Origin of the sequence: Bradyrhizobium sp. CCGUVB14, assembly GCF_024199935.1 — a bacterium.
Classification (GTDB): Bacteria; Pseudomonadota; Alphaproteobacteria; order Rhizobiales; family Xanthobacteraceae; genus Bradyrhizobium.
Map to the genome: position 1 here is coordinate 5,125,375 of NZ_JANADS010000001.1, position 13,044 is coordinate 5,138,418.

The following is a 13,044-nucleotide window of genomic DNA, read 5'->3' on the forward strand; positions in this document are numbered from 1 at the left end:
TACTCCCTATGTTGCAGCACGTCCTTCTTGTTCGCGTTGATTGGCAAGCGGCGCTCGCACCACGCATCGGAAACCGACGTGGCTGGTCGATGTATCGATGGGCTCGGCGTGCCGCGCAGCAGGGCGATAGCGGCGGCAATAATTCGGCGCGCAAAGATGCGAGCCGCCTTTCAAGACTTTGCGCGGGATGCGGATGTCTGGTTGACATGGATCAAAGCTCGCCTCCTCACGGCCGCCGCGGGGATTGCTTGGGACGCAGCAGGGCTTTGCGGCGTCGGCCGTGTGCTTGGCCGACCACCAGTCGGAGGTCCACTCCCAGACATTACCGATCATGTCGTGAAGGCCGTAGCCATTCGGCGGGAAGGCCATGACCGGCGAGGTACGCTCGAACCCATCCTCGCCGAGATTCTGGACAGGGAAGTTACCCTGCCAGATGTTGGCCATATGCTTGCCGCCGGGCATAAGTGCATCGCCCCAGGCGAACTCCTCGCCCTCGAGGCCGCCGCGCGCCGCGAATTCCCATTCGGCCTCCGTCGGCAGCTCCTTGCCGGCCCAGCGCGCATAGGCCGCCGCATCGCTGTAGGAGACGTGCACGACCGGATGGTCGTCGAGACCCTTGATGTTGCTGCCGGGACCGTAGGGATGGCGCCAGTTGGCGCCGCGCATGAACGACCACCACTGGCTCCAGTCCTTGAGGTCGGTGATGCGGGGCAGGGGCGAGAACACCAGCGAGCCCGCGTAGAGCATCTCCTTCAGCGCGCCGGGATAATCCTTCGGGTCGGGAACGATCTGCGCCTCAGTGACATGGCCGGTGGTATTGACGAACTGCTTGAACTGCCGGTTGGTAACCGGCGTGCGATCGATCCAGAAGCCATCGACGGAGACGCGATGGCTCGGCGCCTCCTCGGGATAATGATGGTCGGATCCCATGCGAAACGTCCCGCCGGGAATGAAGACCATCTCGCCGGTCTTCACGTCATCCGGCAACCACTCGCAGTGATCCAGATCCGCCCGCAGCATGGTGGACACTCCGATACGCGTATCCCACCTGACGCTAAGGCGTAGACATTGGCAGACGACGGCACGTTCCCCGGCTCATTGGACGCATTATCTGGTCCCCTCTTTTTTGGCGCTCGGGGAGAGGAAGACGCCTCATTGCGTCAACATCTCTTTCCTTTGCGCGCACGTAGTCCAGCACGCGGCAAACACCTGCCACGTGCGCTCCGCCATCTGCGGAGCGCGTTCTGTCGAAATCGCTAAGGTTGCAAACGGTATCCGAAGATTTGGCAGCTGTGATGTGCAGTTTGTGCCAATACGTGTGAGCGACAGGTGAGACTTAATGACCCATGTCGCTAATCGCTCAATCCGCAGCGCGATCTGGTACTTAGCTCGCATCAAATACAGTATTGATTTAGATCAAACCACCAGATCACTTTGTCGCATGGACTCGCGCTAGGGTGGTACTTCACTATCGCCTGCCCCAGAATAGCCGCCCTTCAGCAACAGGGTTCAGCCATGGGGCAATTTCTTCTGGTTGATTCGAAAAAGCTGGACGGTTTCGAAGGACTTCAGCAGGCCGTCCACGGTTCGCATGTCGATGTGATGCAGCTTGGCCGCGGGCGATTACGCGGAACGTTGTCCCATATCGGCATCGGCGATTTCTCGCTCAGCATCGGAACGTTCAATGTAGGTATGCGCACACAGCGTGTCTCCAGCGACGACAAGCTGATCATCGGAATGCTGCTGGCGGCCGAAGACCGCGTTGCGCACTGGTCGTTCGACATGCAGCTCAATGACGTGCTTGTGATCCCGCCGTTGCTCGAGCATGACGGGGTCTTTCACGGCGGGTCCGCTTATGCCGCGATGCGCCTCGACCTCAACGAAGTCGCATCCTTGTTCGGCGGCGAGACGAGGCTGAGCGATCCCGACACCTGGCGCAGCCGCGGCCATTTCCGGGCGGACCTCGAGACTGGCGCGATCGCATCGCGCCGCCTGGTTCGGATCATGTCGCATCTGGGCACTAACAAGCTTGGCCTGACGCCGTCGACGGCGGATTTCTGGAAGCGATCGATCGTCGAATGCATGGCGGCCAACGTCATGTCGTCGCTGCCGCCCGACGACGGCGGCTGGTTGCCTTCGGCGCGACGGCTGATCCGCAGGGTTGAGGACTATCTCGACGAAGCTGGTACGCGACCGGTGCATGTCTCCGAGATTTGCGCGGCACTCGGTGTATCGCGGCGCACCTTGCATCGCGCCTTTCAGGAGGTGTTCGGTCTCGGCCCGGTCAGCTTCCTCCGGCACAAGCGCCTCTGCGCCGTTCACTCGATCCTGCACCAGAGCGCGCCCGGCTCGACCACCGTAGCGGCCGTCGCGATGGAGCAGGGCTTTTACGAGCTCGGCCGGTTCGCGCAATATTACCTCGCGATGTTCGGCGAGCGCCCGTCGCAGACGCTCGGAGGTGCAGCATTGCACACGGTCGGAGAGCGCGTCGCCAGGGCCTAGCGCGGTCGGGGCTACGACGGCGCGCGTATCCCCAGGCGTTCGACCAGGCGGATCAAATAGCCATCGGGATCCTGCACGAGAAACTCACGCTGCCCGACTTCGCGATCGCCGACCCGATACCAGGCCTCGTTCGGTGGCTCGTAGAGCGGCCATTTCGCGCCTTCGAGCGCGCGCAGGATCGGATCGACGCGATCGACGACCATCTGGAAATTGATGCCGCGCCCGAACGGCGGCTTCATCTCCGCCGTCTCCCATCGTCCGTTCAGCTCGCACAGCATCACCTGCAAACGGCCCCTGACCAGATAGGCAAATCGGGCGTCAGGGCGGTCATAGGCGATGTCGAAGCCGAGCAGGTCTCGCCAGAACGCCAGGCTGGTTTGGATGTTTGAGACGCTGAGCTCAGGCACGAGATCGGCAAAGCCGTCACTCGGCGCGCTTCCCGTGCTGTCGGAGGTGGCGCGGGCGACGGGGTCGGAAAGCGGAGGTTTGGACATTGCGGGGCGCGCCAGTCGTCAGCCTCGCTCGCGAACGACGCCATCGTCGGAGAATGCCGGTGTTTTGCCCGACGTGTCAAACGGCATCACGCGAAAAATCGCAGGCTGCTTTCGTCACGCCAGATCGAAAACAAAAACCGCTAAGAAAACAACCCGCCCGCTACTGTGCATGGGGTTGTTTTCGTCGGCCTCACGTCGCGCAGACGATCACGCCGTACCAGCCAAGCCCGCGATAGGTCTCGTAGCCCGGCGTCGCATGGAAGGCGATCATCGCGCCGGAGCGGTCCTGGTAGAAGCCGGAGCGCTGGCCGTTGAGCGAGATCGAGATGCGTTCGCTTAAGATGCCTTGGCCGTCGGAGGCGGCGATGACGCGGAAATGCGAGTCGACCAGCAGCACGCGGGCCTTGTCGGCATCGCCGACGCGCACGCCTTGCACGATCGCGCGCGCCTGCGGCTCCCAGTCGAAATGGATGGCGAGCACGCCGATCGGCGCGCCGTTGGCCTGGCCGCCCGCGCGGACGCTGGCGCAGTAGGTCGCGACCTGCGCGTTGCCGAGCAGCGGCTGGTTCTCGATGTCGCCGGCGACATAGTCGTCGCCGGAGCGCAAGGTCTTTGCCTCGCGAAACCATTTGGTGTGGGCGACGTTCTGGCCGACCACACGAAAGCGATCCGCGCGGCCGTTGGCGATGACGTTGCCATCGAGGTCGCAGAGCCAGAGGTCGAGATAGACGGTGTAGGCGCCGAGGATGACGCCGAGGCGCTGCGAGGCGTAGCTGACTGCGGCCGGCGCAGGCGAGGCCGCGCAATCGACCACGGCGGAATCGGTGGCCCACCAGCGCACGTCGCAGGTACGCTCATAGAGGTTGCGGTCGATCAGCTCGACCGCATTGAGGGAGAGATCCATCATCCGCTCGCCGCGCGACCGTTGGCTCATGCGGTCGATCGAGGCGACGAGATCGCCGGTGCGTTTGGTCAGCTGCGTCTCGAGCTCGCGCGCGATGGTCTCGACCTGCTGGCCGACACCGCGGACCTCCTGCGCCACCACCGCGAAGCCCGCGCCTTGCGCGCCGGCCCGCGAGCTCTCGATCAGCGCGTTCAGCGCCAGCATCTTCATCTGGTTGGTGATCTGCTGGATCGACTTGGTCTTGTCGACCGCGATCTGGTTGACCTCCGCGGTGAGGCGGTTGATCAGCGCGGAGATGTCGGAATCGTCGTCGGCGGGTTCGGTGGTGGTCGGCTTGGTTTTCAGACCCAGCGCAGCAGACATCGGGCACTTCCCTTGGCAATGAGGCCTGATCTGCAATGAACCCGGAACAATCGCTTACAGATCGAATAAGATTCGTTTTCGAAGATTCCGCCTAACGCCCGCTTAATTTGCTGTTTTGCGGAATGCCTAAATGGTAGTCAGTCAGCGCAGCAAAGCGGCAATCCACCGCTTTGTGCGGTCCGGCCGTTGCAAATTCCGAGGGATTGCCGGCCAATCCCTTCCAGCCCAGTGACCGGACATCCGCGCTTGTCCGGGTCCCGAGTTCCCAACAGCCGACTTCCCCTTATGACGCCGCCCGCCACCGCCTTGCCCGTTGAAATGCCCCAGGCCTTCCTGGGCGTGGCGCGCTCGCTCACCGACAAGCTCTGGCGCGACCGGCTGGATCCGCGCGGGGCGGCCAAGGCGCTTGCCATCGTGCAGCAACACCAATTGCCCGAACTGCTGGCCCGGGTGCTGGCCGGCCGCGGTGTCGACATCGACGCGGTCGCCGACTTCCTCGATCCGACCATCCGAAAGCTCATGCCGGACCCGTTCACGGTGACGGAGATGGAAGCCGCCGCGAAGCGGATTGCTGATGCCGCGGCGAAGGGCGAGAAGGTCGCGATCTTCGGCGATTACGACGTCGACGGCGCGACCTCGGCGGCGCTGCTGGCCTGGCACCTGCGCCATTGCGGGCTCGATCCGCTGATCCACATTCCCGACCGCATCTTTGAGGGCTACGGCCCGAACGTCGACGCGGTTCGCGGCCTTGCGGCCAAGGGCGCAACCCTGCTGGTCACCGTCGATTGCGGCACCACCAGCATCGAGCCGCTCGCCGAAGCCAAACGCCTCGGCATGTCCGTCGTCGTGATCGACCACCACCAGGCCGGCACGGAGCTGCCGGAGGTCGACGCCCTGGTCAATCCGAACCGTCTCGACGATCTCTCCGGCCTCGGCCATCTCGCCGCCGTCGGTCTCGTGCTGGTCACGCTGGTCGCCGTCAATCGCGAGCTGCGCCAGCGCGGCTTCTGGAATGCGGAGATGCCCGAGCCCGATCTGCTCGGCATGCTGCACCACGTCGCGCTCGGCACCGTCGCTGACGTGGCGCCACTGATCGGCCTGAACCGCGCCTTCGTCGCCAAGGGACTGATCGCGATGCGGCGGCGCGACCATGTCGGCCATACCGCGCTGATGGACGTGGCGCGGCTGAATGGCCCGCCGGAAGCCTGGCATCTCGGCTTCATGCTGGGCCCACGCGTCAATGCCGGCGGCCGCATCGGCCGCGCTGATCTCGGCGTGCGGCTGTTGCTCGAGGGCGACAGCGTCGAAGCCGCGCGTATCGCGGCCGAGCTCGACCGTCTCAACAGCGAGCGCCGGGTCATCGAGCAGGCGGCCGAAGCGCAGGCCGAAGCCGAAGCGCTCGCATCGATCGGGCTCGAGGACAAGCTCGGCGTCATCGTCACCGCGTCCGAAGGCTGGCATCCCGGCGTGGTCGGCCTTGTCGCATCGCGCCTGAAAGAGAAGTTTTCGCGACCTGCCTTCGCGATTGCGCTCGAACCCGGCGGTATCGGCACCGGCTCGGGCCGCTCGATCACCGGCGTCGATCTCGGCAAGGTGGTGCGGCAAGCGGTCACTGACGGCATCCTGCTGAAAGGCGGCGGTCACGCGATGGCCGCGGGCGTGACGCTGCGGAAAGAGAAGCTCGCCGAATTCCGCGCCTATCTCGAAAACGCGCTGGCGCAGGACGTCGCCGAGGCGCGCCATGTCAACGAGCTCTATATCGACGGCGCGATCTCGGCGCGCGCAGTGACGACGGAGCTTGCGACCACGCTCAATCGCGCAGGGCCGTTCGGCAGCGGCAATCCGGAAGCCGTGCTGGCGCTGCCGGCGCATCAGCTCGTCTTTGCCGACGAGGTCGGGCAGGCGCATCTGCGTTTACGCTTCAAGTCGGGCGACGGCGCGATTGTCAACGGCATCGCGTTCCGCTCGGTCGGGCAAAAGCTCGGCAACGCACTGCTCGCCAATCGCGGCCAGCAATTGCATGTCGCGGGCTCCTTGTCGGTCGATCGCTATCAGGGCGCCGAGCGCGTGCAGTTTCGCGTCATCGACGTCGCACTACCGGACCAGGGGCCATCCGTGATTAGGTAGCGCCTGATCCGGAAAAGTGCGAAGCGGTTTTCCGACAAGATCATGCGCAAGACAAAACGGCCTCAAACAACAAAAAGAAAGGGAGTGAACATGGCAGGACAGGTTGAGGGCAAGGTCGCACTGGTCACGGGCGGCGCATCCGGCATTGGCGAGGCGATTGTCGAGCTGTTCGCGCGCGAAGGCGCGACTGTTATCATCACCGACATCGATGAGCTCCGCGGGCCCGAGCTCGCCACGCGAGTGACAAAAGCCGGCGGCAAGGCGATCTTCCTGGAGCAAGATGTCACCAGCGAGGAGCGCTGGATCGAGATCGTCGCCGAGGTCGCGAAGCGCTACGGCCGGCTCGACATCATGGTCTCCAATGCCGGTATCGGCATTGCCGTGCCCTCGATCACCGACATGACGCTCTCGGACTGGCGCAAGCAGAATGCGATCAATCTCGACGGCGTGTTTCTCTCGGCCAAACATTGCCTGCCCTTGATGCGCAAGACCGGCGGCGGCTCGATTGTCATGATGTCGTCGCTGGCGGGCCTACGCGGCGCGCCGGGCCTCTCGGCCTATTCGCTGACCAAGGGCGGCGTGCGGCTGTTCGCCAAATCGATCGCGATGGAATGCGCGGCGGCCGGCGACGGCATCCGCGTCAACTCGGTGCATCCCGGCATCATCGACACGCCGATCTGGGGCAAGATTCCGACCGGGGCCTCCGGCGCCGGCCAGAATGCACCGATCGATCCGGAGGAGCGCGCCAAGGTCGCAACCCCGCTTGCCCGTGCCGGCCAGGCCGCGGAGATTGCCTCCGGCGTGCTGTATCTGGCCTCGGATGCCTCGCGTTACGTCACCGGCAGCGAGCTCGTGATCGACGGCGGCATGAATGCCGGGGGCGTGCCACGGCGGGCGTGAGAGGCGCAGGGCAGGGTGGCGGCCGCAGGGGCTGACGCGCAGGCGCAGGCCCTGTAAAACGCGGCCGTCTCATGCCTGATAGAGGTCTCCTTCGCCATGGCGCATAGCCTTCATGCCTCCTCACCAGCGGCCGCTCGCTCGAACCGGCCGGACCTCGCGACCGATGCGATCCGCACGGCGCGCGAGGATCTCGCCGCCTGCTTCCGAATGGCCGCACGCAATGGTTTCGAGGAGGGCATCTGCAATCATTTCTCGGCCGTGGTGCCCGGCCATGACGATCTCTTCCTGGTCAACCCCTACGGCTACGCCTTCCGCGAGCTGACGGCGTCGAAGCTTCTGATCTGCGATTTCCACGGCCACGTGCTCGATGGCGAAGGTGAGCCCGAGGCGACGGCATTCTACATCCATGCCGAGATGCACAAGCGCTTGCCGCGCGCCAAGGTCGCGTTCCACACCCACATGCCCTACGCCACGGCGCTGTCGATGACCGAGGGCGATCCCCTGATCTGGGCCGGGCAAACCGCGCTGAAGTTCTACGGCCGCACAGCGGTCGACCGCGATTACAACGGCCTTGCGCTCGACAACCGCGAAGGCGCGCGCATCGCATCAGCTGTCGGGGATGCCGACATCGTCTTCATGAAGCATCACGGCGTGATGGTACTGGCGCCGACGATCGCGGAAGCCTGGGACGATCTCTACTACCTCGAGCGTGCCGCCGAGGTGCAGGTGCTGGCGATGTCGACGGGACGGAAAGTTCTGCCGGTCGATCCCGCGATTGCGGCTGCGACCTACAAGCAGATGCGCGAAGGCGATTCCGAATCCGCGCGGCTGCACCTCGCTGCAATCCGCCGCCAGCTCGATGCGGAAGAGCCGCAGTACCGGCACTGAGCCCGTCTACGATCCCTGCCGCAGCTTCGCCAGCACCTTCAGCCCGCCATAGCCATCGGCGGGCGCGATCCCGGCGCGCTGCTGGAAATCCTTGATCGCCTTCATGGTGTCGTTGCCGACGCGGCCGTCGGTGCCGCCGGTATCAAAGCCGGCCTTGGTCAGCCGCGTCTGCATCTCCTGCACCTCGGCGAGCGTGAGCACGCGCTCGGAGCCGGGGAAGGGCTGAATGAAGGGCGGCGCACCCAGACAGCGGTCGCCGAGATGGCAGATCGCGAGCGCGTAGTTCATCGAGGGATTGTAGCTCTTCACCGAATAGAAATTCGGCCCCAGCAGGAACGTCGGCCCGCCCGCGACAGGTGTCCACATCTGCGCTGATGCGTTCGGCTGCGGGAATGGCTGGCCGTCGGCGCGGGTGACGCCCGCCGCCTGCCACGCCGCATAGGTGCGGCTGCCGCTCATCTCGCCGGATGTGCGCACCTCGTAGCCCCAATGCTCGCCGCGATGCCATTTGCCGCGATTGACGAGGTACTTTGCCGTCGATCCCAGCGCGTCGTCAGGCTTGCCGAACGGGGAGACCTTGCCGTCGCTGTCATAGTCGATGCCGACATTGAGCCAGACTTCCGGCATCCATTGCGAATGGCCCATCGCGCCGGCCCAGGATCCCTGCATCTCCTCGGGCGTGCTCCAGCCCTTGTCGACGATGCGCAGCGCATTGATCAGCTCGGTCTCCCAATAGGCCTTGCGGCGCGGCTCGTTCCAGGCGAGTGCGGCGAGCGAGGGAAACACCGGCGTCATGTGGTTCTGCTGCACCAGCGGATCGCCGTAGGCGGATTCCACGCCCCACAGCGCCAGCAGCGTGCCGCGCTCGACGCCGAAATCGCGTTCGATCCGCGCAAGCAATGCCTCGTTGTTCTTGAGTGCGATCTTGCCGTTGATGATGCGCCAGTCCGAGACGCGGCGGTTGATGTATTGCCAGACCTGCTCGTGGAATTCGGGCTGGTTGCGCATCTGCTTGAAGACGCTCATGTCGGGCTCGACCCGCGCCATCGCACGCTGCCAGGTCGCGGCCGAAATGCCTTTGGCCATCGCGCGTGCGCGAAACCCCTCGCGCCATTCATCGAAGCCCGGCGGCGACGCGAAGACGCTCGTCGGGATTGCGAGCAGAGCGGCTGTGCTCAGCGTGGACTGGAGCACGGCGCGGCGGGTGATGGCCGAGGAATCAGCATGTTTCATACGGCCATTGTAGCTGGAAACGTGGCGCCTGTGAGCCGGTTCCCGGAACATGAGGAACAGGCTTTCGGCGTCACGTGCTCCGGAACAAAGTGTCGCAGTCCCGCATTCCCTCCGCACGACATTGGAGGAGGATGAGATGAGGAAGTATCTGTTCGCCGCTGCGATGGTTACGGCTATCGCGGCCCCTGCGTTCGCGGATGAAGTCGGTGTTCATGTCGGCCCGGTCGGCGCCGGCGTGACGGTCGGCGAGTCCCACGAATATCGCGACCGCGATCGTGATCGCACCACCGTCATCAAGGAGCGCGCGCCCGCCGACCGCACCACGGTGATCAAGAAGGAAGATGAATTCGGCAACCGCAGCAAGACCGTGATTCATCACGACAACGATTGACGGAGCCGGGCCCTGGCCGAACGCCAGGGCCTACCTCCAACAAGATTTCGGGGTGGAATGAAGATACGCGCGCACGCGGAAAGCCATGTTGTCGAGCTCGACGACGGATCGTGCTGGCAAATTTTTCCAGGCGATCTCGCGGCGACGCTGAGCTGGAAACCCGAAACGGATTTGCATCTGGAGCCGAGCAGCGACCGGATCAGTTCGCACGTGCTGGTCAATGCTGCGGACCGAAGTCGCGTCCGGGTCATTCGGGCAGGCGGGACCTGGCCCGACGGCGAGGTTAAGAAAGTGTTGAAGGGTGGCTAGGCCGGCCTCCCAAATCCCCAACTTTAAGCCTGTCCTTTTACGGTCAGTTCGCTTCCATCTGCGTATCATGCGCGCATGCGGGAGCTGTTCGACATCATCCGTTCCAATCCCTGGCCGTTCGGCGCGGGGCTGTTGGTCGTGGTCATGATGATCATCGCGGAGAATTTTGGCCGCGGCATTCAGGGGGACGGCGACTTCGGCTTCGGTGATTTCGGGGATGGCGACGGCGGCGACGGAGGAGGCGACTAGACCTCGTCCTGCAGATCGGCCGCGACGCCCGCAAGCCAACGGCGGACGGTGACTTCAGCTTTGGCGTCGAGCCCTGTCACCAGACGCTTCTCCAGTTCGAGCACACGGTCCCGGCATGCCTTGAGCAGCGTCGCGCCACGCGGCGTCAGCGTCCATTGCTGAATGCGGCCGTGGACGGGATGCGGCGTCATCAGGATCGCGCCGTCGCGCTCGAGGTTGCGGATGATGACGCCGACGGTCTGCGGCGTCAGGAAGGTGAGGCGGGCGACGTCGGCGCCCGAGAGTCCGGGATAGGCGTTCAGCATGGTCAGCACGGCGAATTGCGGCGAGGTCACGCCGAGATCAGCCAGCGTGCGTTCCATCTTCAGCCGTACCGCGGCGTGGGCCTGACGCAGGAGATAGCCGAGATAGCCTTGCTCGCCGCGCTTGCCTTCGCCGGGGGCGGGCACGTGCACCACAGCCTCCTGCCTGGATCCCTTCGCCGGTTTCGATTTCGTGATGGTCGCCGACTTGCGCATAATGTAAGAACTCTTATAAGATGTAAGCAGTCTTATAATAGCACGAGGTGAACGGCAATGTCACACGCCCGCAGCGAGTACGAGGATTTCAAGAGGATTGCTCCGGACGCGTATGATCTGGTGCTGGCGCTGGGCCAGGTTGCGGCCAAGGCCGGCCTCGACAAGCAGCTGCTCGAGCTCGCCAAGCTGCGCGCCTCGCAGATCAATGGTTGCGCGTTCTGTGTGCAGCATCATATCCTCCTCTCGGAGCGGCTTGGCATACCCGCGGACAAGCTCCATCTGGTCGCGGTCTGGCGTGAGGCACCGATCTACTCGGCGCGTGAGCGTGCGGCATTAGCCTGGGCCGAGGCGTTGACCTTGCTTCCCGACGGCTTCGGCGACGAGGTTTACGCAGAGGTACAGCGTGAATTCTCGGAGACCGAGCTGATGTACCTGACGTCGGCAATCGCCTCGATCAACGTCTGGAACCGATTTGGTGCGGCCTATCGCTGGACGCCAACGAAGCGGCCGGTCGCGGCGAATGCCGCGGCGTCCTGATTGCAACGAGGGGAGGTTGTTATGACTGCAATGAATTTGGTCACCATGCCGCGCCCTGTGCCATTGCGCTCGATGGCGCTGGCCGTCGTCGGCGGCCTCGTCTGCGCGGTTGCGATCGGCAAGGTGCTGCCGGTGACGATGGACAAGGTATCAGGCGCACTGGCGCCGCTCTGCGCCACCGCCGCGGAAAGCTCGCCGCTCGACAAGATCGAGCCGATCGGCTCATACGCATTGCCCAACGTACCGGGTAAGCGCGTCACCATCGTGCGCGTGTTCTACGGTCCGGGCGGGTTTTCGCGGCCGCACCGGCATGCCGGCTCGGTGACGGCCTATATCACCAAGGGCGAGATCCGCTCCCAGCTCGGTGGCGGCCCGGTCGAGACGTTCGGTGTCGGCCAATCCTTCTTCGAGCCGCCGGGCGCGACGCATCTGGTCTCTGCCAACGCCAGCACCACCGAGCCGGCTGAACTGATCGCCGTATTCGTGGCTGACGAGGGCGCGCAGCTGACGACGTTTCTGGAGTAAAGCCGGTAACCCGGATGACCCTTCGTCATCCGGGTCCTCAAGCCGTCCTCAGCCCCCGTAAGACGCAGGATCGGGATTGTCCGACGGGCTCTCGAACGATTTCTTCAGCGAGGCCGGCATCGGGACATGGAAGTTGAGGCCGCGCGGGGGCACCGACTCCATGAACCATCTGTTGTAGATCTTCTCGATCTCGGGGCTCTTGTAGAGCTTGGCCGTTGCGCGATCGACCACCGCCTTGAACGGCACGTCGTCCTTGCGGAGCATGATGCCATAGGGCTCCGGATCGGAAAATGCGCCGGTGCTGATGGCATAGAGCGACGGATCCTTTGACGAGGCGATCATGGCCGCAAGCTGGATGTCGTCCATGACGAAGGCCACGGCGCGGTCGGTCTCGACCATCAGGAAGGCCTCTGGGACGTCCTTGGCGCTCATCACGGTGATGCCGAGCGAGCGGGCGGCGTTGGCCTTGTTGAGCTGGGTGATGTTGGTCGTGCCGGAGACCGAGACGACCGCCTTTCCTTTGAGATCATCGACCTGGTCGAGCTTCAGCGCCTTCTTGGACACGAAACGGCTCGCCGTGAGAAAATGGGTATTGGTGAACCACACCTGCTTTTGGCGGTCGGCGTTGTTGGTCGTCGAGCCGCACTCGAGATCGACCGTGCCGTTCGCCATCAGTGGAATGCGGGTGGATGAGGTGACGATGGTCTCGTTGACCTCGAGCTTGTCCAGCTTGAGCTCGGTCTTGATCTCGTCGACGATCTTCATGCAGATGTCGACGGCGTAGCCGACGATCTTCTGCTTGTCGTCGATGTAGCTGAAGGGCACCGCGCTGTCGCGTATCCCGAGGGTGATCGCGCCGGTGTCCTTGATCTTCTTCAGCGTGCCGCTCAATTCTTCCGCTTGAACCGGTATAGCGAAAGCGACGGCGAGAATAGCCGCCGTGGTGAGATAACGCATGAGCTTCCCCTTCATCCTGTTTGGCTGCGGACGCCAAGCAAGTCTGGGGCCAGAGAAGATCAGGTCATGGGGGAGCCGGCGGGATCAGGCTTGGCCAAGCCTGCAGGGCTGTCATTGGCGTGTCATCAACACACGCGTCCGAGCCAC

The 13,044-nt window shown here is 64.1% G+C and carries 15 protein-coding genes; 9 read left to right on the forward strand and 6 right to left on the reverse strand.

The window, feature by feature from the left end; all coding sequences use genetic code 11:
* Window positions 1-6: 6 nt before the first annotated feature.
* Window positions 7-1,020 (reverse strand): formylglycine-generating enzyme family protein, encoded by a 1,014-nt coding sequence (locus NLM32_RS23695; RefSeq protein ID WP_254131285.1) that lies wholly within the window; start codon window positions 1,018-1,020, stop codon window positions 7-9.
* Between the two features lie 495 nt (window positions 1,021-1,515).
* On the opposite strand from NLM32_RS23695, the gene NLM32_RS23700 reads away from it, so the two are divergent.
* Window positions 1,516-2,502, forward strand: a complete 987-nt coding sequence (locus tag NLM32_RS23700; RefSeq protein WP_254131286.1) for a helix-turn-helix domain-containing protein — start codon at window positions 1,516-1,518, stop codon at window positions 2,500-2,502.
* 11 nt (window positions 2,503-2,513) lie between these two features.
* On the opposite strand, the gene NLM32_RS23705 is transcribed toward NLM32_RS23700, so the two are convergent.
* Window positions 2,514-2,996 (reverse strand): VOC family protein, encoded by a 483-nt coding sequence (locus tag NLM32_RS23705; protein WP_254131287.1) that lies wholly within the window; start codon window positions 2,994-2,996, stop codon window positions 2,514-2,516.
* A 190-nt stretch (window positions 2,997-3,186) separates the two neighbouring features.
* A complete protein-coding gene (locus tag NLM32_RS23710; protein WP_254131288.1) occupies window positions 3,187-4,263 on the reverse strand; it encodes a methyl-accepting chemotaxis protein in 1,077 nt (358 codons plus the stop codon).
* A gap of 285 nt (window positions 4,264-4,548) precedes the next feature.
* Between NLM32_RS23710 and recJ the strand changes: the two genes are divergently transcribed.
* The 3 genes from recJ to NLM32_RS23725 all read left to right on the forward strand — a co-directional run bounded on the left by recJ (window position 4,549) and on the right by NLM32_RS23725 (window position 8,178).
* Window positions 4,549-6,390 carry a single-stranded-DNA-specific exonuclease RecJ gene (gene recJ / locus NLM32_RS23715; RefSeq protein ID WP_254131289.1) on the forward strand — a complete coding sequence of 614 codons (1,842 nt, stop codon included), beginning with the start codon at window positions 4,549-4,551 and terminating at the stop codon, window positions 6,388-6,390.
* A gap of 90 nt (window positions 6,391-6,480) precedes the next feature.
* Window positions 6,481-7,290 (forward strand): SDR family NAD(P)-dependent oxidoreductase, encoded by an 810-nt coding sequence (locus NLM32_RS23720; RefSeq protein ID WP_254131290.1) that lies wholly within the window; start codon window positions 6,481-6,483, stop codon window positions 7,288-7,290.
* A gap of 96 nt (window positions 7,291-7,386) precedes the next feature.
* Complete coding sequence (locus NLM32_RS23725) at window positions 7,387-8,178, forward strand: aldolase (RefSeq protein WP_254131291.1); 792 nt, start codon at window positions 7,387-7,389, stop codon at window positions 8,176-8,178.
* Between the two features lie 6 nt (window positions 8,179-8,184).
* On the opposite strand, the gene NLM32_RS23730 is transcribed toward NLM32_RS23725, so the two are convergent.
* Window positions 8,185-9,411 (reverse strand): lytic murein transglycosylase, encoded by a 1,227-nt coding sequence (locus NLM32_RS23730; RefSeq protein WP_254131292.1) that lies wholly within the window; start codon window positions 9,409-9,411, stop codon window positions 8,185-8,187.
* Window positions 9,412-9,547: 136 nt separating this feature from the next.
* Between NLM32_RS23730 and NLM32_RS23735 the strand changes: the two genes are divergently transcribed.
* The 3 genes from NLM32_RS23735 (at window position 9,548) to NLM32_RS23745 (ending at window position 10,360) form a co-directional block, all read left to right on the forward strand.
* Window positions 9,548-9,802, forward strand: coding sequence for a hypothetical protein (locus tag NLM32_RS23735; protein ID WP_194462305.1), 255 nt, complete (start codon window positions 9,548-9,550; stop codon window positions 9,800-9,802).
* 57 nt (window positions 9,803-9,859) lie between these two features.
* On the forward strand, window positions 9,860-10,111 hold the full coding sequence (locus tag NLM32_RS23740) for a hypothetical protein (RefSeq protein WP_254131293.1): 252 nt from the start codon (window positions 9,860-9,862) through the stop codon (window positions 10,109-10,111).
* Window positions 10,112-10,186: 75 nt separating this feature from the next.
* Entirely contained in the window at window positions 10,187-10,360 is a 174-nt protein-coding gene (locus tag NLM32_RS23745) for a hypothetical protein (RefSeq protein WP_254131294.1), read from the forward strand.
* Here the strand turns inward: NLM32_RS23745 and NLM32_RS23750 are convergent.
* Window positions 10,357-10,878: a MarR family transcriptional regulator gene (locus NLM32_RS23750; protein ID WP_256568289.1), complete on the reverse strand. Its 522-nt coding sequence runs from the start codon at window positions 10,876-10,878 to the stop codon at window positions 10,357-10,359. The two genes, NLM32_RS23745 and NLM32_RS23750, sit on opposite strands and share 4 nt — an antisense overlap.
* Before the next feature lie 57 nt (window positions 10,879-10,935).
* On the opposite strand from NLM32_RS23750, the gene NLM32_RS23755 reads away from it, so the two are divergent.
* Together NLM32_RS23755 and NLM32_RS23760 are read left to right on the forward strand one after the other, a co-directional pair.
* Complete coding sequence (locus tag NLM32_RS23755) at window positions 10,936-11,415, forward strand: carboxymuconolactone decarboxylase family protein (RefSeq protein ID WP_254131295.1); 480 nt, start codon at window positions 10,936-10,938, stop codon at window positions 11,413-11,415.
* A gap of 21 nt (window positions 11,416-11,436) precedes the next feature.
* The gene (locus NLM32_RS23760) at window positions 11,437-11,940 is read left to right on the forward strand and encodes a cupin domain-containing protein (RefSeq protein ID WP_254131296.1); all 504 of its coding nucleotides are present in this window, start codon (window positions 11,437-11,439) and stop codon (window positions 11,938-11,940) included.
* A gap of 48 nt (window positions 11,941-11,988) precedes the next feature.
* On the opposite strand, the gene NLM32_RS23765 is transcribed toward NLM32_RS23760, so the two are convergent.
* On the reverse strand, window positions 11,989-12,897 hold the full coding sequence (locus NLM32_RS23765; protein WP_254131297.1) for an amino acid ABC transporter substrate-binding protein: 909 nt from the start codon (window positions 12,895-12,897) through the stop codon (window positions 11,989-11,991).
* Window positions 12,898-13,044 lie beyond the last annotated feature (147 nt).